This is a genomic window from uncultured Pseudoramibacter sp. (genome assembly GCF_903789625.1).
Classification (GTDB): domain Bacteria; phylum Bacillota; class Clostridia; order Eubacteriales; family Eubacteriaceae; genus Pseudoramibacter; species Pseudoramibacter fermentans.
The window spans coordinates 51842-71485 of record NZ_CAIFFF010000004.1; the positions used below are offsets into that span (position 1 = coordinate 51842).

The 19644-nt window shown below is 53.3% G+C and carries 19 protein-coding genes, 1 tRNA gene and 1 riboswitch; of the genes, 13 read left to right on the forward strand and 7 right to left on the reverse strand.

The genetic code is table 11. The features are described from left to right. Positions 1 to 112 precede the first annotated feature (112 nt). The 10 genes from hemW to QZX60_RS03600 all read left to right on the forward strand — a co-directional run bounded on the left by hemW (position 113) and on the right by QZX60_RS03600 (position 13258). Complete coding sequence (gene hemW / locus QZX60_RS03555; protein WP_295361500.1) at positions 113 to 1279, forward strand: radical SAM family heme chaperone HemW; 1167 nt, start codon at positions 113 to 115, stop codon at positions 1277 to 1279. Positions 1280 to 1439: 160 nt separating this feature from the next. Continuing rightward, positions 1440 to 2489 carry a heat-inducible transcriptional repressor HrcA gene (gene hrcA, locus QZX60_RS03560; protein WP_295361502.1) on the forward strand — a complete coding sequence of 350 codons (1050 nt, stop codon included), beginning with the start codon at positions 1440 to 1442 and terminating at the stop codon, positions 2487 to 2489. A 25-nt stretch (positions 2490 to 2514) separates the two neighbouring features. Beyond that, positions 2515 to 3123: a nucleotide exchange factor GrpE gene (gene grpE / locus QZX60_RS03565; protein ID WP_295361504.1), complete on the forward strand. Its 609-nt coding sequence runs from the start codon at positions 2515 to 2517 to the stop codon at positions 3121 to 3123. Between the two features lie 44 nt (positions 3124 to 3167). Continuing rightward, on the forward strand, positions 3168 to 5042 hold the full coding sequence (gene dnaK, locus QZX60_RS03570; protein WP_295361506.1) for a molecular chaperone DnaK: 1875 nt from the start codon (positions 3168 to 3170) through the stop codon (positions 5040 to 5042). 121 nt (positions 5043 to 5163) lie between these two features. Next, positions 5164 to 6318 (forward strand): molecular chaperone DnaJ, encoded by a 1155-nt coding sequence (gene dnaJ / locus QZX60_RS03575; RefSeq protein ID WP_295361507.1) that lies wholly within the window; start codon positions 5164 to 5166, stop codon positions 6316 to 6318. 181 nt (positions 6319 to 6499) lie between these two features. Next, on the forward strand, positions 6500 to 7855 hold the full coding sequence (locus QZX60_RS03580; protein WP_363174768.1) for a glucose-6-phosphate isomerase: 1356 nt from the start codon (positions 6500 to 6502) through the stop codon (positions 7853 to 7855). Between the two features lie 57 nt (positions 7856 to 7912). Then, positions 7913 to 8884 (forward strand): ROK family glucokinase, encoded by a 972-nt coding sequence (locus tag QZX60_RS03585; protein WP_295361510.1) that lies wholly within the window; start codon positions 7913 to 7915, stop codon positions 8882 to 8884. Beyond that, positions 8881 to 9846: a 6-phosphofructokinase gene (gene pfkA, locus QZX60_RS03590; RefSeq protein ID WP_363174766.1), complete on the forward strand. Its 966-nt coding sequence runs from the start codon at positions 8881 to 8883 to the stop codon at positions 9844 to 9846. The genes QZX60_RS03585 and pfkA overlap by 4 nt, the downstream gene beginning before the upstream one ends. 278 nt (positions 9847 to 10124) lie before the next feature. Further along, the gene (locus tag QZX60_RS03595; protein WP_295361512.1) at positions 10125 to 11588 is read left to right on the forward strand and encodes an aryl-sulfate sulfotransferase; all 1464 of its coding nucleotides are present in this window, start codon (positions 10125 to 10127) and stop codon (positions 11586 to 11588) included. Positions 11589 to 11683: 95 nt separating this feature from the next. Next, positions 11684 to 11774: riboswitch (glycine riboswitch) on the forward strand. A 47-nt stretch (positions 11775 to 11821) separates the two neighbouring features. Then, a complete protein-coding gene (locus QZX60_RS03600) occupies positions 11822 to 13258 on the forward strand; it encodes a sodium:alanine symporter family protein (RefSeq protein ID WP_295361514.1) in 1437 nt (478 codons plus the stop codon). Between the two features lie 78 nt (positions 13259 to 13336). Here the strand turns inward: QZX60_RS03600 and QZX60_RS03605 are convergent, their stop codons facing one another. Genes QZX60_RS03605 through QZX60_RS03615 form a run of 3 tightly spaced genes read right to left on the reverse strand, consistent with a single transcriptional unit; the run spans position 13337 to position 15101 of the window. Next, positions 13337 to 13765 carry a DUF188 domain-containing protein gene (locus QZX60_RS03605; protein WP_295361516.1) on the reverse strand — a complete coding sequence of 143 codons (429 nt, stop codon included), beginning with the start codon at positions 13763 to 13765 and terminating at the stop codon, positions 13337 to 13339. Positions 13766 to 13801: 36 nt separating this feature from the next. Continuing rightward, positions 13802 to 14443 carry a DUF6198 family protein gene (locus tag QZX60_RS03610; RefSeq protein WP_295361518.1) on the reverse strand — a complete coding sequence of 214 codons (642 nt, stop codon included), beginning with the start codon at positions 14441 to 14443 and terminating at the stop codon, positions 13802 to 13804. Between the two features lie 52 nt (positions 14444 to 14495). Next, positions 14496 to 15101: a TVP38/TMEM64 family protein gene (locus QZX60_RS03615; RefSeq protein ID WP_295361520.1), complete on the reverse strand. Its 606-nt coding sequence runs from the start codon at positions 15099 to 15101 to the stop codon at positions 14496 to 14498. A gap of 149 nt (positions 15102 to 15250) precedes the next feature. On the opposite strand from QZX60_RS03615, the gene QZX60_RS03620 reads away from it, so the two are divergent. Next, a tRNA-Ser gene (locus QZX60_RS03620) sits at positions 15251 to 15343 on the forward strand. Positions 15344 to 15480: 137 nt separating this feature from the next. Here the strand turns inward: QZX60_RS03620 and dhaM are convergent. From dhaM to QZX60_RS03640, 4 genes are all read right to left on the reverse strand, one after another. Then, on the reverse strand, positions 15481 to 15894 hold the full coding sequence (gene dhaM / locus QZX60_RS03625) for a dihydroxyacetone kinase phosphoryl donor subunit DhaM (protein WP_295361521.1): 414 nt from the start codon (positions 15892 to 15894) through the stop codon (positions 15481 to 15483). 93 nt (positions 15895 to 15987) lie between these two features. After that, positions 15988 to 16464: a hypothetical protein gene (locus QZX60_RS03630; protein ID WP_295361523.1), complete on the reverse strand. Its 477-nt coding sequence runs from the start codon at positions 16462 to 16464 to the stop codon at positions 15988 to 15990. 46 nt (positions 16465 to 16510) lie between these two features. Beyond that, positions 16511 to 17071, reverse strand: coding sequence for a phosphatase PAP2 family protein (locus QZX60_RS03635; RefSeq protein WP_295361524.1), 561 nt, complete (start codon positions 17069 to 17071; stop codon positions 16511 to 16513). After that, on the reverse strand, positions 17068 to 17826 hold the full coding sequence (locus QZX60_RS03640) for a uracil-DNA glycosylase (RefSeq protein ID WP_295361526.1): 759 nt from the start codon (positions 17824 to 17826) through the stop codon (positions 17068 to 17070). Before QZX60_RS03640 ends, QZX60_RS03635 begins: the two co-directional genes overlap by 4 nt. A 78-nt stretch (positions 17827 to 17904) precedes the next feature. On the opposite strand from QZX60_RS03640, the gene QZX60_RS03645 reads away from it, so the two are divergent. Together QZX60_RS03645 and QZX60_RS03650 are read left to right on the forward strand one after the other, a co-directional pair. Next, entirely contained in the window at positions 17905 to 18837 is a 933-nt protein-coding gene (locus QZX60_RS03645) for a 4-(cytidine 5'-diphospho)-2-C-methyl-D-erythritol kinase (protein ID WP_295361527.1), read from the forward strand. A gap of 28 nt (positions 18838 to 18865) precedes the next feature. Beyond that, positions 18866 to 19576, forward strand: coding sequence for a GntR family transcriptional regulator (locus QZX60_RS03650; RefSeq protein WP_295361529.1), 711 nt, complete (start codon positions 18866 to 18868; stop codon positions 19574 to 19576). Positions 19577 to 19644: the final 68 nt, after the last annotated feature.

The following is a 19644-nucleotide window of genomic DNA, read 5'->3' on the forward strand; positions in this document are numbered from 1 at the left end:
TATTTATTTTATCTTTAATTATAAAGCAAGTTAAAATAAAATCAAGAGAATATTATAAAATTGCGAAAATAATGGATAAAAATACAAATTTTTACAGAAGAGGCGAAAAAATATGGATCACGCGCTGGAAATTTACATTCACATCCCGTTCTGCCGGTCAAAATGCCGGTACTGCGATTTCGTTTCCTGGCCGGAACATGATTTGAACCGCGTCAAACAGTATTTCGAGGCGCTCAAAAGAGAGATCGCGGCCTTTCCCTACAGCGGTGCGCTGCCCATTCGGTCGGTTTATTTCGGCGGCGGCACGCCGTCAGCGGTGCCGTCGTCCCTGCTTTCTGATACGATCGGCGCTTTAGAAGAAAAATTCGGCTTTGACTTTCAAAGGGCGGCCTTTGAGAAAACCATCGAGGTCAACCCGAAAACGGTGGACGAAAAAAAGCTTTACTATTATAGAAGGCTCGGCTTCAATCGGCTGTCAGTGGGCGTACAGAGCTTTAATGACGAGCTGCTCAAGACCATCGGCCGGCTGCACACCGCGGACGAAGCGGAAAAGACCCTCCGCGACGCGGCGGCCGCCGGCTATGACAACATCTCCGCCGATTTGATCTTCGGCCTGCCGGGGCAGACTCTCGAGGATGTGGACCAGACGATCGACAAGCTTTCCCATTTCGCACCGGTGCGCCACATTTCCTGCTACAGCTTAATCGTCGAGCCGGGAACCGTCTTTGAGAAATGGCAGCGCGAGGGCAGGCTGGCCCTGCCGGACGAGAGAACCGAGCGGGCGATGTATCACGATATTTGTGAACGCCTCGCGGAAAATGGCTTTGAACAGTACGAAATTTCCAATTTTGCCCGTCCGGGTTACTTAAGCCGCCACAATTCCGGGTATTGGGATTTAACCCCCTACGCCGGATTTGGCCTCGGCGCGGCGTCATTATTCTTGGAAAACAAAGCGCCAGGCGAAGACGGCGCCTTCCTAAGAAAGACGACGACAGCGGATTTTGACACGTATTTACAAAATCCGGCCGCCTGCGATGAAAAGCATCGGCTCTCTAAAAAAGAGGCCGAGGGCGATTACATGTTCTTGGGCCTTCGCAGAACAAAAGGCGTCGACGACAGGGATTTCCAGACGTTATTCGGCGAATCCATTGAAAACCGCTACGCTGGAGAAATACATTCCTTAATAGAAGAAGGTCTGCTCGAGCGGGAGGGTTCGCGAATCCGATTGACGACCCTTGGGCTGGACCTGGCTAACCAGGTGTTTATGGCCTTTGTCTGAGGGAATGGATATTGGACAAGAAGCATCAACTTAAAAACGTCTGAAAATTTTCAAAAAGTGAAAATTGAGACTGAATTGTTATTGACAATTTGAAAAGGCGGTGCTATATTATATTCAAGATATTAGCACTCAAATAAAAAGAGTGCTAATAAATAAGGTGGTGAGTATCATAAAGCCGAGAAAGAAAAAAATTCTAGAAGCCGTAATCAGAGATTACATCAACACGGCTGAACCGGTCGGCTCGAGAACATTGTCGAGACGGTACGATTTGGGCGTGAGTCCGGCGACGATTCGGAACGAAATGTCTGATTTGGAAGAAATGGGTTATCTGATGCAGCCACATACCTCATCCGGCAGAATTCCGACACAGAAGGCTTACCGCTATTATGTGGACGAAATCATGCAGTTCAAAAAGCTGGCTGAAACGATGCGCCGGGATATTCACCGGGGCTACCTGCAGGCGGGTCAGGAAATTGACACGGCGGTCAACCACACGGCCAACGTCCTGTCACAGCTGACCAATTACACGGCAGTGGTGCTGGCGCCTCGGGTGTCGCGTTTCAACTGCAAGCATCTGCAGATTGTGCCGCTGATTCGCAACCGTGTTCTGGTCGTCATGGTGACGATCGAAGGGATCGCGCGAAATCTGGAAGTGACCTTGTCCTCGGATGTGGACGACGCGATGGCACTCAGAATGTCCAACGTGCTCAACAGCATTCTCAAGAATGTGGCCTTTCAGGATTTCGGTACGGATCTCATCGACAAGATCGGCGATCTGAATCCGACGGAAAGACAGCTTCTCGACGAGTTGATTCCGATGATTCGGGATGCCCTTCTCGAATCGGAAACCAACGTGACGGCGAGCGGCTTCAAGAATCTGCTGAATTATCCGGAATTCAACAACATTGACAAGATCAAAAATCTCGTCGATGTCGTCGAAGCGAAGCCGCTGCTCGCGAAAGTGATGATCAACGGAGCTGAGCGGAAAGACGATAACAACAGTGTCATTCACGTGACCATTGGTGACGAAAATGACAATCAGCATTTGAAGGAATTTTCAATCATCACCTCGACCTACGAGCGAGAGGGTGTGCCGATGGGCGCGTTTGGCGTCATCGGACCGACGCGGATGAATTATTCGCAGGTTTCATCCATTCTCGACGCCATTCGGGATGAATTGAACGCCAACATTGTAAAATTGCTGAAATAGAACAATCAATATCAAAGGTGGAAATATGGCGGAAGAAAAAAACAAAACGCAGGCCGCAGCCGACGAACCGCAGCATCAAGAAGATGTAGCGGAAAAGGAAGCGGCGAAGCAGGAAGATCCAAAGGGCACTGACACAAAACAGGAAGCCGAAACGGATCAGCAGCCGGAAGAAGAAAAACCGGCAGAAAAGCAGGAAGCAAGTGACGCCAAAGTGGCAGCGCTGACGGATCAGCTGATGCGGCTCCAGGCTGACTTTTCCAATTACAAAAAGCGGACGAGCCGGGAAAAAGCTGAAATCGCCTCGTACACCACCGAAGAGCTCTTGAAGAAGCTGTTGCCGATTATCGACAATTTGGAAAGAGCCCTTGCGGCGAGCGAAAACGACGACGGCAGCGAAGAACTTGCGACCGGTATCAAAATGGTCTACAAGGAAATGATGAAGACCCTTCAGGACGAAGGACTTCAGGAAATCGAAGCGGAAGGCAAGCCCTTTGATCCGAAATATCACCACGGCGTCGCTATCGGAAATGAAGACGACGTGGACGACCAGATCGTTTTGGACGTTTTCCAAAAAGGGTATATGTACAAAGACAAGGTGATTCGGGCGGCAATGGTCCGGATCAATCAAAAATAAATCGTATTTAAATTTAGAAATGAGAAACTCAGGAGGAAAGAGTTATGAGTAAAGAAAAAATCATCGGTATCGACTTAGGTACTACGAATTCCTGTGTGGCTGTCCTCGAAGGCGGCGACCCGGTTGTCATTCCAAACGCTGAAGGCAGCCGGACAACCCCGTCAGTGGTTCAGATCAAAGACGGCGAACGTTTGGTCGGTCAGGTCGCAAAGCGCGGCGCCATCACCAACCCGGACGGCACCGTTTCCTCGATCAAGCGCCACATGGGTTCAGATTATAAAGTCACTATTGAAGGCAAATCCTACACTCCGCAGGAAATTTCAGCGATCATCCTGCAGAAACTGAAAGCTGACGCGGAAGCTTACCTCGGCGAAGAAGTGAAAAAAGCCGTCATCACCGTGCCGGCGTACTTCAACGACGCACAGCGTCAGGCAACAAAGGACGCAGGCCGTATCGCAGGCCTCGACGTTCAGAGAATCATCAACGAACCGACCGCTGCATCTCTGGCTTACGGCCTTGAAAAGGGCGAATCCCAGAAGATCATGGTCTTCGACTTGGGCGGCGGCACCTTCGATGTCTCCATCCTCGAACTCGGCGACGGCGTCTTCGAAGTTAAGGCGACAGCCGGGAACAACCACTTGGGCGGCGATGACTTCGACCAGAAGATCATCGATTGGATGGCTGACGAATTCCAGAAAGAAAACGGCGTCGACCTGAGACAGGACAAGATGGCCCTGCAGCGTTTGAAGGAAGCGGCTGAAAAGGCCAAGATCGAATTGTCCTCGATGCTGAAAACTGAAATCAACCTGCCGTTTATCACCGCAACGGCCGACGGTCCGAAGCACCTGCAGATGGATCTGACCCGTGCGAAATTCGATGAATTGACGAGAGACCTTGTCAACGCGACGAGAGGCCCAGTCAACCAGGCATTGTCTGACGCCGGCATCTCCGGCTCAGAACTCGGCCGTGTCCTGCTTGTCGGTGGTTCTTCAAGAATCCCGGCAGTTCAGGCGGCGGTTAAGGAAATCACCGGCAAAGAACCGGACAAGAGCATCAACCCGGACGAATGTGTTGCCGTTGGGGCAGCTATCCAGGGCGGCGTTTTGGCCGGCGAAGTCAACGACGTGCTGCTGCTCGACGTTACCCCGCTTTCACTGGGGATTGAAACCCTCGGCGGCGTGACCACTAAACTGATCGAACGCAACACCACGATCCCGACGAAGAAGAGCCAGGTCTTCTCGACCGCAGCGGACAACCAGACCGCTGTCGACATCCACGTCCTTCAAGGCGAACGTGAAATGGCAAGAGACAACAAGACCTTGGGCCGCTTCCAGCTGACCGGCATCCCGGCTGCACGCCGCGGTGTGCCGCAGATTGAAGTCACCTTCGACATCGACGCCAACGGCATCGTCAACGTCTCCGCGAAGGATTTGGGCACTGGCAAGGCACAGAACATTGTCATCAAATCCACTTCTAACATGAGCGAAGCCGATATCGACAGAGCGGTTAAAGAAGCGGAACAGCACGCAGAAGAAGATAAGAAAGAAAAAGAATTAATCGAAGCGAAGAACAACGCGGATACGGCTGCATACCAGGCTGAACAGTCCTTAAAGGACATCGGCGATAAGGCGACTGCAGACGAAAAATCCAAGGTTGAAGACGCGATTAAGACATTGAGAGAAAAAGCTCAGGGCGACGATCTCGACGCGATTAAATCCGCAACCGATGCGCTGAACGAATCTCTCTACCCAATTGCTCAGAAGCTCTACGCTGACGCACAGGCGCAGCAGCAGGCTCAGGGCGGCGCACAGGCTGGCCCGCAGGCGGGTCCACAGGCCGGACCGCAGCAGGGCGGCAGCAATAACGGCGGCGACGACAACGTCGAAGACGCCACTTACGAAGACGTCACCGATAAATAATCATCTGCATAAAAATGGATAAAAAGAAAGGGCAGCTTGCACGAGCTGCCTTTCTTTACACCGGCGAAAATGATATAATGCTGTGCAGTTTGAACAGCAAAGCCAAAAGAGGTGATTATCAATGAGTGAAGAAAAACGCGATTATTACAAAGTGCTGGGCGTCGACAAAAACGCCAGCGCTGATGAAATTAAAAAGGCTTTCCGCAAGCTGGCGATGAAATACCACCCCGACCGCAACCCGGGGAACAAAGAAGCGGAAGAAAAATTCAAGGAAATCAACGAAGCCTATGAAGTGCTGAGCGATGAAGATAAGCGCCGCAACTACGACCAGTTCGGTCACGCCGGCGTAGACGGTCAGGGCTTCGGCGGCTTTAGCGGCGGCTCCGGTTTTGGCGGCTTCGGCGGCTTTGATGATATCTTCTCAGATTTGTTCGGCGGCGGCTTTGGCGGCTTCGGCGGCGGTGGCGGAACCTCCTCCGGCAGACGCGGCCCGTCCAGAGGCTCCGACATGCGGATCAACCTGCGGCTGTCCTTTAAGGACGCCGTTTTCGGCACGGAAAAGAAGATTAAGATCAAGCGCCGAGAAACCTGCTCGGCCTGCGGCGGCTCCGGCGCGCAGGAAGGCTCTCACCCGAGAACCTGTGACAAGTGCGGCGGCAGCGGCCAGGTCACAATGCGCCGCCAGACGGCCTTCGGCATGATGGCTCAGACGGTGGTCTGCGACAAATGCCACGGCGAAGGGCAGATCATCGACAATCCGTGTCCACACTGCCATGGAACCGGGCTCGAAGAAAAGGAACGCACGATCAAGATCACGATTCCGGCCGGGGTCGACAACGATTCCGTCCTGCCGCTGAGAGGTCAGGGCAATGCCGGCGCCAACGGTGGTGCCAGCGGCGACATTCTGGTTTATATCAACGTGCAGAAAGACCCGATCTTCAAGCGCAGAGGCGACGATATATACGTCGAATTGCCGATTTCCTTTATGCAGGCGGCTCTGGGCGACAGCATCGAGGTGCCGACGATCGACGGCAAGGTCAAGATGAAGATTCCGGAAGGCACCCAGACCGGCAAGGAATTTAGAATGCGCGGCAAGGGCGTCAAGAACGTCAACGGCTACGGCAAGGGCGACCAATACGTCACCATCCGCGTTGAAACGCCACAGAAGCTGACGCGCAGACAGAAAGAATTGATGAAGAAGTTCGGAGAATCCCTGACGGCCAAAAACAATCAGAAAGGCTCCTCTTTCTGGGACAGAGTGAAGAACGCGCTTTAAACATGAGATCAATTGACACGCTCCTCAAAGCGGGAGAGTGTCTTTTTTTACGCAAACTTTAAAACCTTTTCATCTAAATTGTGCTGAGGTCATTGACGCCATAAGGCCATTTTGCTAGAATATTTATATCAACAAGTGTATGCTTAATCAATCAATTTTTCAGATAGACAAGGAGAGAAATATTATGGAACATATTCAATTTGATGCCAGCCGCGTAAAGGATTTTGTCCGCGATCACGAATTGGAACAAATTAAAGCGCAGGCTGAAACGGCTCGTAAAACTTTAATCGAAGGCACCGGAGCCGGCAACGACTTCCTCGGCTGGATCGATCTGCCGGTGGATTACGATAAAGAAGAATACGCCCGCATTAAAGCGGCGGCTGAAAAAATCCGCAAGGATTCCGACGTGCTGGTCGTCATTGGGATCGGGGGGTCCTACCTTGGCGCCAGAGCGGCCATCGAATTTTTGAAACCGAATTTCTACAATCAGCAGCCCCGCGACCTCGTTGACGCGCCGGAAATTTATTTTGCCGGCAACAGCATCAGCGGGGCGTACCTTAACGATTTGATCGCGTTAATCGGCGACCGCGATTTCTCGGTCAATATCATCTCCAAGTCCGGGACGACCACGGAACCGTCCATCGCCTTCCGCGTCTTCAAGGCGAAGCTGGAAGCCAAATACGGCAAGGAAGAAGCTGCAAAGCGCATCTACGCGACGACGGACAAGGCCCGCGGCGCGCTGAAAACCGAAGCCAACGAAGAAGGCTACGAAAGCTTTGTCATTCCTGACAACATTGGCGGCCGCTTCTCCGTGCTCACCGCTGTCGGCCTGCTGCCGATCGCCGTATCCGGCGCAGATCTCGACGCTTTAATGGCTGGGGCCGCGGAAATGCGCGACATGGTCAAGACGACGCCTTTTGAAGACAACCCGGCGATGCAGTACGCCGCGATGCGCAACATCTTCAGAAACAAGGGCAGAAAGATTGAACTCCTCGCGAACTACGAACCGGCGCTGCACAACATTTCCGAATGGTGGAAACAGCTGTATGGCGAATCGGAAGGCAAAGACGGCAAGGGCCTCTATCCGGCGTCCTACGACCTGTCGACCGACCTGCACTCTCTCGGACAATTTGTCCAGGATGGCAACAACATCATCTTTGAAACTGTGCTCAACGTCGAAAAACCGATGTCCGACGTGACGATTCAGGCAGATCCGGAAAATCTGGATGGCCTGAACTTCCTGGCGGACAAGAACATGGACTTTGTCAACAAGAACGCGATGATGGGCACGATGCTGGCGCACACGGACGGCCAGGTGCCGAACCTGATGATCAAGATTCCGGCCCGCGATGAAAATTCCCTCGGCCAGCTGTTCTACTTCTTTGAATTCGCAGTCGGCGTCAGCGGCTACCTGCTGGGCGTTAATCCGTTCAACCAGCCAGGCGTCGAAGCGTATAAAAAGAATATGTTTGCCCTTCTCGGAAAACCGGGCTTTGAAGAACAGGCTGAAATTCTGAAGAAGAGATTATCTGAATAAGTTTAAGTAAACAATAAAGGAAAACGCCCGGATCCGGGCGGGAAAAGGGAGAATGAGATGAAACCTTACGCTTTCGGTGTGGATATCGGGGGGACATCGATTAAAATCGGACTGGCAAAGACATCGGGCTGGCTTTTCGAAACCCGGAAAATCGGAACCCCAATCGATCTTTCGGCAGAATCCTTTCTACTCAACATTTCGGAAGCGATCAAACAGCGCATTCACGCGCGGGGTCTGCGTCCGGCCGATTTTGAAGGCATCGGAGTCGGCGTTCCCGGCCCGGTCGATGAGAAGGGCGTGGTTCACGGCTGTGCCAACCTCGGCTGGGGCGATGTCGACGTGAAGGGCATTATGGAGCGCGCGCTGGGTATCCCGGTTCAGGTTGGCAATGACGCCAACGTCGCTGCCCTCGGCGAAATGTGGCAGGGCGGCGGCAAAGGGTACGCCAATCTTGTAATGGTGACCCTCGGCACTGGTGTCGGCGGCGGCGTGATTATTAACAAGCACATCGTCTGCGGACAGTACGGTTCAGCCGGAGAAATCGGTCATCTGCACGTGTCGGACCACGAGAGTGAACCCTGTGGCTGCAGCAATTTCGGATGTCTGGAGCAGTACGCTTCGGCCACAGGCATCGTCCGCACGGCAACACGCCTCTTAGATGCCCATCCTGAAGCCCATTCCATCCTCAGGAGGATGACGCCCCTTGACGCGAAGATGGTCTGTGACAGTGCGCGGGACGGCGATGAACTGGCCGTATCGGCCATTGAGGCGGCGATGGACCAGCTGGGTAAGGCCCTCTCGATGATCTCGTGCGTCATCGATCCAGAGGTTTACGTGATCGGCGGCGGCGTTTCCCTCGCGTCGGATGTGCTGATGCCACCCTTACAAAGGGCCTACAAGCGCTACGCCTTTCCTTCATCGAGAGATACGGCTTTCAAGAAAGCGACTTTAGGTAATCGGGCAGGCATCATCGGTGGCATCAAGTTGACGGTGCCGGATGCCAAAGAAAATAAGGAGAAAATAAAATGACGGTGAATAGAATAGGCGTTCTGACCAGCGGCGGTGATGCGCCGGGGATGAATGCTGCGATTCGTGCCATTGTTCGAACCGCAGTCTGCTACGACATACAGGTGTATGGCATCGAGGAAGGTTTTCACGGGCTGAACGAAGAAAAATTCAGACCTCTCAATGGCCGCAGCGTGGCCAACATCATCGACCGGGGCGGCACGATGCTGCAGACCTCCCGTTCTGCATTTTTCAAGACTCCGGCCGGCGTCAAACACGGGGCCGAAAAAGTCAAGGCCTACGGTCTCGACGCGCTGATTGTCATCGGCGGCGAAGGATCGATGAAGGGTGCGAAGGCACTGAGCGACCTCGGCGTCAACGTCGTCGTGATTCCGGGCACCATCGACAACGATATCGGCGCGACGGATTACACCATCGGCTTCGACACGGCGGTGTCGACCGCAATCGACGCGATCAGCAAGATCAGAGACACGTCTTTCTCCCACAACCGGATGAACATCGTCCAGGTGATGGGGCGGCACTGCGGCGACATCGCGATGTACGCGGGGCTGGCCTGCGGGGCCAAGGCGCTGATCATCCCGGAAAAGGAAGTGCCCCTTGAAGATATCTGCGCGAAGCTGATCGAAGGCCACGAAAGAGGCAAAATGCACAGCATTATCATGTTGGCCGAAGGCTGCGGCAGCTACCGGGATTACGTCCCGAAGATTCAAGAGCTGACCGGTGTCGAAACCAAGGGCACGAACCTGGGTTACATTCAGCGCGGCGGCGCACCGAGCCATTTCGATAGACGGCTCGCCAGCTACATGGGCTTCCACGCGGTGCGGGCGATCATGAAGGGCAACGTCAACTCGATGGTCGTGACGAAAAACGGGCAATTTCAGGTGATTCCTCTCAATCAGGCGATTGATACGCCGAAGGTGTTCGACGAGGCCATGTACGATATGATTCAAGTGCTCTCCATTTAAGTTAAATAGAAGTCAAATAGAAGACATAAAAGATTTTGAGCTTTGCTTTTAAAAGCGGATCCACAGGGGTCCGCTTTTTTTGTGCACAAATTGTTATCCACTTATTTACAAAATTATCCACAGTCATTTTACGGATAACACTGGACACGGCGGCTTTATCCACACTTATGCACAATTCTGAAAGGCTTTTTCAACAAGTTGTGGACAGGTTATAAGATTCTTGTACTCAGATACACTTTTTGATAAAATAAAAACATTAATGAAGAGAGGATGACGGAATGGACCGAAATAAAAAAATATTGATCGCAGCCTGTGTGGTGGCGGTCGCGATGATTATCGTGGTCGGCATTCTGCTGGCGATGTCCGGGAGGGATGAGACGCCGTTGAGCCAACACACACTCCAGCTGAAAGTAAACGGCTGCGACATCGACGTGTCACTGAAGAAAAACAACGCGACGATCAACGCCCCGTCCCTGGCTGTGGGCGACAATGAATTTGAAGTGCTGGGCTATCCAGGCGGTACTGTCAAGGTCAACGGCAAGACCGTCAAAGTTGGCAGCACCACAACCATTGACGTTGACGCGATTTCATCGGAAAACCAGATTGAAATTACAGTCAGCAACGTGAAGGACAGCCGGACGGTCCAGCTTAGAACCTACTCGACGCGCCTGCCCAAGCTGCGCGTCATCGGCAGCGGCGTCAAGGACGGGCAGTACCTGGTCACCGAAGCGGACCGGCCGGTCATGTACGCGCTGGACGACGAAGGCGATGTCATCTGGTACAAGGCGCTGTCGTCTAAATCCAAGACGCGCTTTTCCGATTTTAAATGCCACCAGACCGACAGCGGCACCTATTACTCCTATCAGGTCATCAATCCGGACGCCGACAATTTCGGCATTTCGGACTATCGTCCAGGCAAGCGGATTGTCATGGACGACGAATTCAAGACTGTGACAGAAGACGCCGGCATTACTGCCTACAAAAAGGGCGAAAGCATCGACTGGAAACAGGCGGGAACAGCGGTCGACGGCAATGCCTTTGAAATGCTCTCGCGCCACAACACCTTTACGGTGCGCCGCAAGCCGACCCGCGCGGCCAATATGCCAGAGGGTCTTGACGCCAAGGATAACACGACGGTCGCCGCGGTGATCGTGCAGAACGCCGGACGCTCGAGCGTGAACTGGGAATGGAACAGCACGAATGTGGCGCGGCTGTACAGCGACTCGGTCGCCGGCAACGATTATACGAGCGACGACATTCAGGATTATTTGAATCCGTCTGCGATGGTCGTCGACCCGACGGACGGCAACTTGATCCTTTCCTTTAAAAACGCGAATTGTCTCGTTAAAATCAACAGCGAAACGGGCAAGCTGATGTGGACCTTAGGCGGAAATTCCGATGAATTCGGCTTGAAGAGCAGCCAGAAATTCTCGGGCCAGACCGACGTCCAGGTGTCGGAAGACGGCACGATGACGATCACGCAGCCGGGGAAAATCACGATACTGAAGCTCGACGAAAGGAACAAGGCCGTCGCGTCGATTCGGACGAAAAACATCGACAACGCGGTCGGAGCCAATTTGATGAATACGGACAACGGCGTGCTCTGCGTCGGCAAAAACGGCAGTGTGCTCATCGAAGAACGCAGTGTCGACGGGGGCGAATTGAAAAACGCGCTGCAGATCAAAACGACAAGTCCGCACAATCTCGCGGCAGTGCGTTTTGTGCCAGCTGAAAAACATTAATGGCAATCAAAAGGGGACCGGAGACGGTCCTTTTTTTTATGTGTAAACGGTCTTGAAATTACTTTAAGCTTATGTTAAGCTTTAAAAGCAATGTTGATTGCAACTCTGGAGAGTTCCTAAAAGGACGCCGAAGGTGTAAGCATCCATGCGATGTGATCTCTCAGGCAAAAGGACAGAGGTAATTTTTTTTACTTCGTCTTGACTCTCACATTTTTACATGTAGAGGAGGACACATGTTTCATTTATTCAATCAATTTCTTACGTGGTTTGACGGTATCGTCTGGGGACTGCCGTTAATCATTTTGATTCTATTTGTCGGCATCATGCTGACAATTCGGCTACACGTTCTGCAGTTTGTTCATCTTCCAAAGGCACTTAAATTCATGGTGCGCAACGAAGAGGACGGCGAGGGCGAAGTCACGAGCTTCGGTGCGCTGAGCGTCGCGCTTTCCGCTACGATCGGGACCGGCAACATCGTCGGGGTCGCGACGGCTATCGTTTCGGGCGGTCCTGGCGCGCTGTTCTGGATGTGGATCGCCGCGTTTTTCGGGATGGCGACGAAATACGCCGAAGGGCTCTTGGCCATCAAATACCGGACCATCGATAAGGACGGTCACGTTTTGGGCGGCCCGTTCTATTACATCGAAAACGGGATGGGGCAGAAATGGCGCTGGCTCGCGAAAATTTTTGCTTTCTTCGGCATGGGCGTCGGCCTCTTTGGCATCGGGACGTTCACGCAGATCAACGGGATTACCTCGGCGGTCAACACCTTCTTCGATCCGAAAAACGTCAACACCGTATCGCTGTTCGGCAATCAGTACTCCCTTTCAGTGGTCATCGCAGGCCTGCTGATCACCTTATTTGCGGGCCTCGTCATCATCGGCGGCTTGAAGCGCATCGCCGGTGTTTCTCAGGTGGTGGTGCCCTTTATGGCCATCGCGTACGTGGCCTGCACCCTTGCGATTTTGATCATCAATCGCCACGCGCTGCCAGGGGCTTTAGCTGAAATTTTTGAATCGGCCTTTGGCATCCGCGCTATTGCCGGCGGTGCTGTCGGCACAATGATCGTCGCAATGCAGAAGGGGATCGCGCGGGGAATTTTCTCTAACGAATCCGGCCTCGGGTCGGCGCCAATTGCGGCGGCTGCTGCGCAGACCCAGTCCTGTGTGCGGCAGGGTCTGGTCTCGATGACCGGGACCTTCATCGACACCATCGTCATCTGTACGATGACGGGGCTTTCGATTGTGTCGACTGGCTCTTGGAATGTCGGGCTTGAAGGGGTCAACGTCACGATCCGCGCGTTCCAAAAGGGGCTGCCGATTCCGGCACAGGCTTCCAGCTTCCTGCTGATGCTCTGTCTGGTTTTCTTCGCCTTTACAACCATTTTAGGATGGGATTATTACGGCGAACGCTGCCTCGAATACCTGTCGAACCGGAACAAAAAGGCCGTCATGACTTATCGCCTGCTCTACGTGCTGTGCATTTTCTTCGGTCCGTATATGACTGTCGAAGCGGTTTGGACCATCGCCGATATTTTCAACGCGCTGATGGCCTTCCCGAACCTGGTTGCGCTGATCGCGCTGTCTGGCGTCGTGGTCGCCGAAACCCGGGAATATTTCAAGCACGAAAACGATCCGCGGATTTTAACCGGCAAAGAACTCGAGGATTAAACGTCCCCGCGTTATAATTAAGCACTAAAAAAGTCTGAGCTGTTATATTGGCTCAGACTTTTTTGTTTGGCTGATTTGTCATTCGTAATAGGTGGTGTCCAGGGGCGCGATCAGATCGAGCAGAATCGTCGTGAAGCGGTCGATTTCGTCGTGATGGCGTCTGGCGGCGGCTTCGCGGCTCAGTGCCTTCGGCGGGTTCTTTTCTCTGAGGTAGCGTTCGTAGAGCAGGTTGTTGATGTTGGCTTGGGTGATGACGATGCCTTCGGGACTGACGACGGCCAAAGCGTTTTCGATCAGATCTTGGGCGAGCTCAAGGTCGTCGGTGACGACAATATCCTCCAGGGTTAAAATTTCGGCGATCTGCGCCCTGCGGTCTTCCTTGTAGTGGTCGTCGTCCGACGAGAGACCGCTGATGCCCTCCGTCGGGATCTGACATTCCTTCGAGAGGGTTTCACAGATTTTGCGCTGGTCCCGCGGCGTCGTGTCGTAGTCGACAATGATTTTCATTGGCTTAAATGGCGCTCCTTTCTGTTTTATATTATCTTATTCTGAGAGGCCCGTGGCGGCGAGTTGAGGGGCCTTGAAAAACTGATTGTACAGCCACATGAACCGGCCGACGCCGATCATCGCGGCGACGGTGCCGACGCCGATGCCGACGATGCCGCCGGTCATTAGGTAGGACATGAGGCAGGTCAGGGCGACGCAGACGAGATCGAACACGTTTTTGACGTTGCCGAGGCGCTGGTGCAGCCGGTCGGCAAAGGCCTGGACAATGCCGTCTCCGGGGTTGGGGACCAGCCGGGTGTTGACGTTCATCGCCGCGCCGACGCCAGTCAGAGCGATGCCGAGAATCAAGCAGATGATCCGCGCCGGAATCGAGGTCACATCCGGCAGCACCGCACCGAACAGGTTAAAGAACCGGGTCAGGATGATCGACAGCGGAATCTGCAGCAGGTCGTAGAGCTTGAAATTTCGGCCCTTGACAACGTATTCGATCACGGCGAGGATGCAGTAGAGCACGAAGGACGTATTGCCGAAATTCAGGTGTTTAATCGTCGAATAGCAATAGGCTAGAGATATGATCGGCGTCACGCCAAATTGGGATTTTGTGTTGAGCACGATGCCGAGGGACAGGATTAACAGCCCGAGGAAATAAAAGAACCACCGGGCGATTTTATGGTTCATGGCGTCATCTCTTTCTGTTTGAATTTGCCTTTATAGTATAACAGAAAAATCCTCATTTGTTAGGCTTTTGTTGATGGCGCACGATGAGCCGTTTGGCGCGGCCGTGAAAGAGCAGGTAGGCGAGGAGCACGATGGCGAGGTAAGCCGCGAGGATGACGAGGGTCAAGAGGTGATTGTCCAGCATGATGCCGGCGCCGATCAGCGAATTGAGCAGGAAGCCGGGCAGCCGTCCGAGCAGGCAGAGCTTCAAAAGTTTCGGGAAGGGCATCGGTGTCAGGCCCGCCGCGAGGCAGGCGATATCGTCGGGAAAGCCTGGCAGAATAAAGACGATGAAGAGGATCGTGCCGAGCTTGTCTTCGTTGAGATTTAAAAGCTTTTTCGACCAGTCTTTTTTGTCGAACCGTTTCACAAAAGCTTCTCCGACCCTTCGTGTAATCAAAAAGCCCATGCACGAGCCGAAAATCTCTCCAAAAGCGCTCAAAAGAAAGCCCTGCCACCAGCCGAAAAGCATGCCGCCGAGCATGGTCAGCGGGCCGCCAGGGATGGGCGCGACCACGACTTGAACGATCTGCAGGATCAGGAAAGCCAAAGGCGTCCAGACACCAAATCCGCACAGAAAGGTCTTAAGACTCGACAGGGTGTTAAAAACAGACCACATCTTTGACGCTCCTTTCCTTGAAATTTGTACAAGCATAACACAAAGAGATTGATTTTATGTTAAATTTTTCTTGACAAAATAAAAATCTTTAGATATAATATTATTCGTCTCAAAAATGAATAATAAATCGCTCGTAGAGCAGTACAGATGGAGAGGTGTCTGAGCTGGTTGAAGGAGCACGCCTGGAAAGCGTGTATACGTATATAAACGTATCGAGGGTTCGAATCCCTCCCTCTCCGCCATTTGCAATTCAAATGAGATGAACGCGATCGGATAGGCCGATCGCTTTTTTATTGTCGGCAATTGCTTTTTGCAAAAATAAAAAAGGATCAGCTCTCAGCTCCAGGCTGAGATCCTGATCCTTTTTTGTTGTTGGGAATTACGCTTCGTCGCCTTTATGCATGTCCCGTGCCTTTTTGGAGACGTCGATGATTTCGTCGACATCGTCGGTCACTGAAGCCTGAACCACACCGGTGAAGGCACCTTCGACGAGAGGACAGTCCACCAGGTGAATTTTTTCCGTCAGGGCGTCGTCGTCGATCATATCGATCGCCATTTCGGAGCTGATGATTGAGCTGCCGAGATCGCAGTAAATCAAAATCGATTTACAGTTTTCAAAATCACTGCTTTCGAGGGCTTCTTGAATGCGAACCGCGTCGGTGCCGAGACGTCCGTCCGATGTACCGCCGGCTTGACGGATGATGACATTTTCATTTCCCATTTCGCTGACCAAATCGACAAGGCCCTGTGCGAGCTTTTCGCTGTGCGAAACAATAAGTATACCTGTAGACATCATATTCCTCCAATTCATTCCATTCTGTATTTAAATCTTATCGTCATTAATTATAGCGCAAGGCCCGCAGATTTCAAGGGAGTGAAACGCGTTTCAACGATGCTGTCGGCGTTTTCGAAGGATTTTTTCTCCTTTCTTTTTTCTGAGCACGCTGATGTAGAGGAAATAAACCTCGACGAGAAAATTGAACCACATCATGAGGCCGCAGCCGATGCGGACGGACAGGACGTCGCTGCGTGAGCAGGCGACAGCGCTTAGAAAAACCAGAACGGCGGCGAGAATATTGCCGATCCACAGCCCTGTCGACGGCGGGGAGAGGGTCAGGCGGCGCCGGTGCCGTTTCAAGAAAGGCCGCCTGGCCATCTGGACTGTCATGGCGATGGCGATCACCCAAAAGACGACGTAAATCCATTCGCCGACGGTGGTGGACGGCAGATTGGTGACCATGGTTCCCCAGAGGGCGCGGTACGAAATGGCGTGGCCCAGAAAGAGAAAATGGCGGATCAGGTTGATCAGCATCAGCAGCACGCTGATCAGCCCGGCCAGTTTTTGTCGCTTTTCAATTTTCATAACGGCCTCCAAAAAGGTGAATCGGTTATAGATTTAAATAGTGCAGTCAGTGCAGATCAATTTTGCGGCCTGTATCCGGCTGGGCGTTCGAGCGGACGAAAAGGCGGTAGATAATCGCCGCGATCACGATGCCGATGCCTGCGCCGGCGAGCACGTCTGTCGGGTAGTGGACGAATAGATAGAGCCGGGAGAAGCCGACCAGCCCCGCGAGGACCAGTACCCACGCACACCATCCGGGGTGAGCCTTCTTGAAGCAGAGGAAGAACGCCCACGCGGTTGCAAATGCCGCGGCGGTGTGCCCTGAGGGGAAAGACGTCCCGCTGGGGTGGGGGACGATCGTCGTGAAGTGAGCCGCAGTGTAGGGCCGGGTCCGTCCGACCAGGGGTTTGATGCCGAGGTTGACGACAAGGGACGTGAGGGCCAGCGCCAATGCGATTTGGACGCCGGCTCTTCGCGTTTTCGGGTAGAGGATCAGCACCACACAGAGGGCGATCCAGACGCGCCCGCCGTTGGCGAGCAGGGTGAGCCCCTTAAAAAAGGTATCGAGGGCGGGGCAGGACAGCGCGCGGTGGATGGCCCAGAGGATGTTGAGTTCGACCGCGGTCATGACGACTGTGCCTCTGCTTTTTTCCCGAAAAGGCCGGGGTGGTGAGCGCGCAGGTATTCTGCGGCGGCCTTGGTGTCCTCAATCGGCGGAATTTCCCAATTGACCGGCTCGAGCCCTACCTGAGTTAGAAAGGCGTTGGTCCTGGAGAAAGGGCGGCTGCCGAAAAAGCCGCGGTTTGCAGAGAGCGGGCTCGGGTGGGAAGATTTGATAATCATGTGCTGGGGGTTGGTGATCATCGGGATCTTCGACTGGGCAAAAGCGCCCCAGAGGATGAAGACCACTGGCTTTTCCCGGGCGTTAAGCATCTCGATGACGTGGTCGGTGAAAATTTCCCAGCCCTTGCCGCGGTGGGAAGCCGGCTGACCGGCCCGAACCGTCAGCACCGAGTTGAGCAGCAGTACACCTTCCTTCGTCCAATTCACGAGACAGCCGTGATTGGGAATCGGGCAGCCCAAATCGTCGTGAAGCTCCTTGTAGATGTTTCTCAGCGACGGCGGAATGGCTACGTCGGGCTGAACGGAAAAACAGAGCCCGTGGGCCTGGTGCGGCCCGTGGTACGGGTCCTGCCCGATGATGCACACCTTGGTGTCCGCAAACGCCGTGTAGTGGAAGGCGTTAAAAATGTCGTAGGGGTTGGGATAAATCCGCCGAGTTTTGTATTCGTGAATCAGAAACTGGCGCAGATTTTGGTAATAATCCTGCGCAAATTCGTGCTTCAGCGGCTTTTCCCAATCGTTTTGGAAGAAAATACTCACGATAATCTCCTTAGGTTAATAAATGATATAACTTAATCTTATTATAAAGGATACGGGGCTGAAAAGAAAGTGTAAAGGGTGTGTGAACGCCCTCAAAAGAATTCTTGTAATCTTTTTTTAAAATGCTATAATTGTATACAGTATTATTCAGAAAAGGTTGAAAAGCGTATGATTCGAGAACAAGCGCCAGCAAAAATCAATATGTCCCTGCACATCACAGGCCGCCGAGAGGACGGCTACCATTTGATGCATATGGTCAACGTCTCAGCGAAGACGCTGGCCGACACATTGACCTTTGAGGCGGCGCCGGCGACAACCCTTGTCTGCGGCAATCCGAACGTGCCCACAGGGCCCGACAATTTGATCGTCAAGACAGCGGAATTGATGCAGCGCACCTGCGGCGTGGGCGCTGGCGCGGCGATTCAGCTGTCTAAACATATTCCGATGCAGGCGGGGCTGGCCGGCGGCTCGGCCGACGCCGCGGCGGTCATCCGCGGGCTCAACCAATTGTGGCATTTGTCCTTGAGTCTGGACGAGATGATCCAGATCGCCGTCAAAATCGGCGCGGACGTGCCCTATTGTCTGTTCAACACACCGGCCGTGGTCACGGGCATCGGCGAACAGATCGCGCCGATCGCTTCGTTTCCGTCCTTTGGCGTCCTCGGCGTCAAGCCGCCGATTCCTGTGGCGACGCCTGCGGCCTTTGCGGCGATGGACCGCGCCCAGCAGCACGTGCCCTTTGACGACCGCGCGCTGCTCGCGGCGATTGCGTCCGGTGATTTTGGGGCTATGGCGGATGAGTGCGCCAACAATTTCGAAAAGGTCGTTTTCAAAAAATACCCAGAGGTGGTGGCCATCGGGGAAAAGATGCGGAGCGCCGGCGCCTGGATGGCCAGAATGAGCGGCAGTGGATCGACGATGATCGGCTACTTTAAAACTGCCGAGGCTGCCCGTCAGGCCGCCCCCGCTTTTGAAACCGGTCAGAATATTGTATTTACCGCTGGAATTTGAATGTTAAAGAGAAGAAAATAAGGCAGATATGGAAGCAACATCAAAAAAACATACGACACTTAAAATGGATACAAATTCCTGCAAACCACTGCGGGAAGTGGTCTTCGAAACGATCCGCAGCGCGATCGTTCACGGTGATTTAAAACCCGGGGAACGGCTGATGGAAGTCAAGCTCGCCAATGAGCTCGGCGTCTCCCGGACGCCGGTGCGGGAATCGATTCGGAAGCTGGAGCTCGAAGGACTGGTCAAGATGGTCCCGCGCAAGGGCGCCTACGTCACGCCGATGTCGATTACGGACCTGCGGGAGATGATGGAAATCCGCGGCGCCCTCGAAGCGCTCGTGGCTGAGCTCGCCGCGCAGCGGGCTACCGAAGCGGATCTCGACAAAATGAAGCGCAGCAACCAGAAATTCGAGGACTGCGTTGAAAAAAATGACGGTCCTGGCATTATTGACAACGATATTTTGTTCCACGAGGCCTTTTATCAGTCCTCAGGCAACACGCGCCTTCAAAATATGATTCACACCCTTCGCGAGCAGATGCTCCGTTTCCGCGTCGAATACGTCAGACGGATCGCGATGAAAAAGCCGCTGCCGGGCCAGCACAACGAAATCATCGCGGGCATCGAAAATCACGACTCCGAACGGGCGGGCCGCGCGGCGCTGCGCCACATCAAGCTGACAGAAGACGATATGCTCGTGCTCCTGGCCGACGACGAAGCCTTTGAAAATGATCAATAAAAAAACGTCCCATTTGGTTTGGTTAAAATCAAATGAGACGCTTTTCTTTTTGTGATTTTTTCTTACAA

Excerpts from the sequence above, each read along its gene's own strand:
- hemW (WP_295361500.1), top strand. The coding sequence starts at position 113 with ATGGATCACGCGCTGGAAATTTACATTCACATCCCGTTCTGCCGGTCA.
- grpE (WP_295361504.1), top strand. The coding sequence starts at position 2,515 with ATGGCGGAAGAAAAAAACAAAACGCAGGCCGCAGCCGACGAACCGCAG.
- dnaK (WP_295361506.1), top strand. The coding sequence starts at position 3,168 with ATGAGTAAAGAAAAAATCATCGGTATCGACTTAGGTACTACGAATTCC.
- dnaJ (WP_295361507.1), top strand. The coding sequence starts at position 5,164 with ATGAGTGAAGAAAAACGCGATTATTACAAAGTGCTGGGCGTCGACAAA.
- QZX60_RS03585 (WP_295361510.1), top strand. The coding sequence starts at position 7,913 with ATGAAACCTTACGCTTTCGGTGTGGATATCGGGGGGACATCGATTAAA.
- pfkA (WP_363174766.1), top strand. The coding sequence starts at position 8,881 with ATGACGGTGAATAGAATAGGCGTTCTGACCAGCGGCGGTGATGCGCCG.
- QZX60_RS03595 (WP_295361512.1), top strand. The coding sequence starts at position 10,125 with ATGGACCGAAATAAAAAAATATTGATCGCAGCCTGTGTGGTGGCGGTC.
- QZX60_RS03600 (WP_295361514.1), top strand. The coding sequence starts at position 11,822 with ATGTTTCATTTATTCAATCAATTTCTTACGTGGTTTGACGGTATCGTC.
- QZX60_RS03605 (WP_295361516.1), bottom strand. The coding sequence starts at position 13,765 with ATGAAAATCATTGTCGACTACGACACGACGCCGCGGGACCAGCGCAAA.
- QZX60_RS03610 (WP_295361518.1), bottom strand. The coding sequence starts at position 14,443 with ATGAACCATAAAATCGCCCGGTGGTTCTTTTATTTCCTCGGGCTGTTA.
- QZX60_RS03615 (WP_295361520.1), bottom strand. The coding sequence starts at position 15,101 with ATGTGGTCTGTTTTTAACACCCTGTCGAGTCTTAAGACCTTTCTGTGC.
- dhaM (WP_295361521.1), bottom strand. The coding sequence starts at position 15,894 with ATGTCTACAGGTATACTTATTGTTTCGCACAGCGAAAAGCTCGCACAG.
- QZX60_RS03630 (WP_295361523.1), bottom strand. The coding sequence starts at position 16,464 with ATGAAAATTGAAAAGCGACAAAAACTGGCCGGGCTGATCAGCGTGCTG.
- QZX60_RS03635 (WP_295361524.1), bottom strand. The coding sequence starts at position 17,071 with ATGACCGCGGTCGAACTCAACATCCTCTGGGCCATCCACCGCGCGCTG.
- QZX60_RS03650 (WP_295361529.1), top strand. The coding sequence starts at position 18,866 with ATGGAAGCAACATCAAAAAAACATACGACACTTAAAATGGATACAAAT.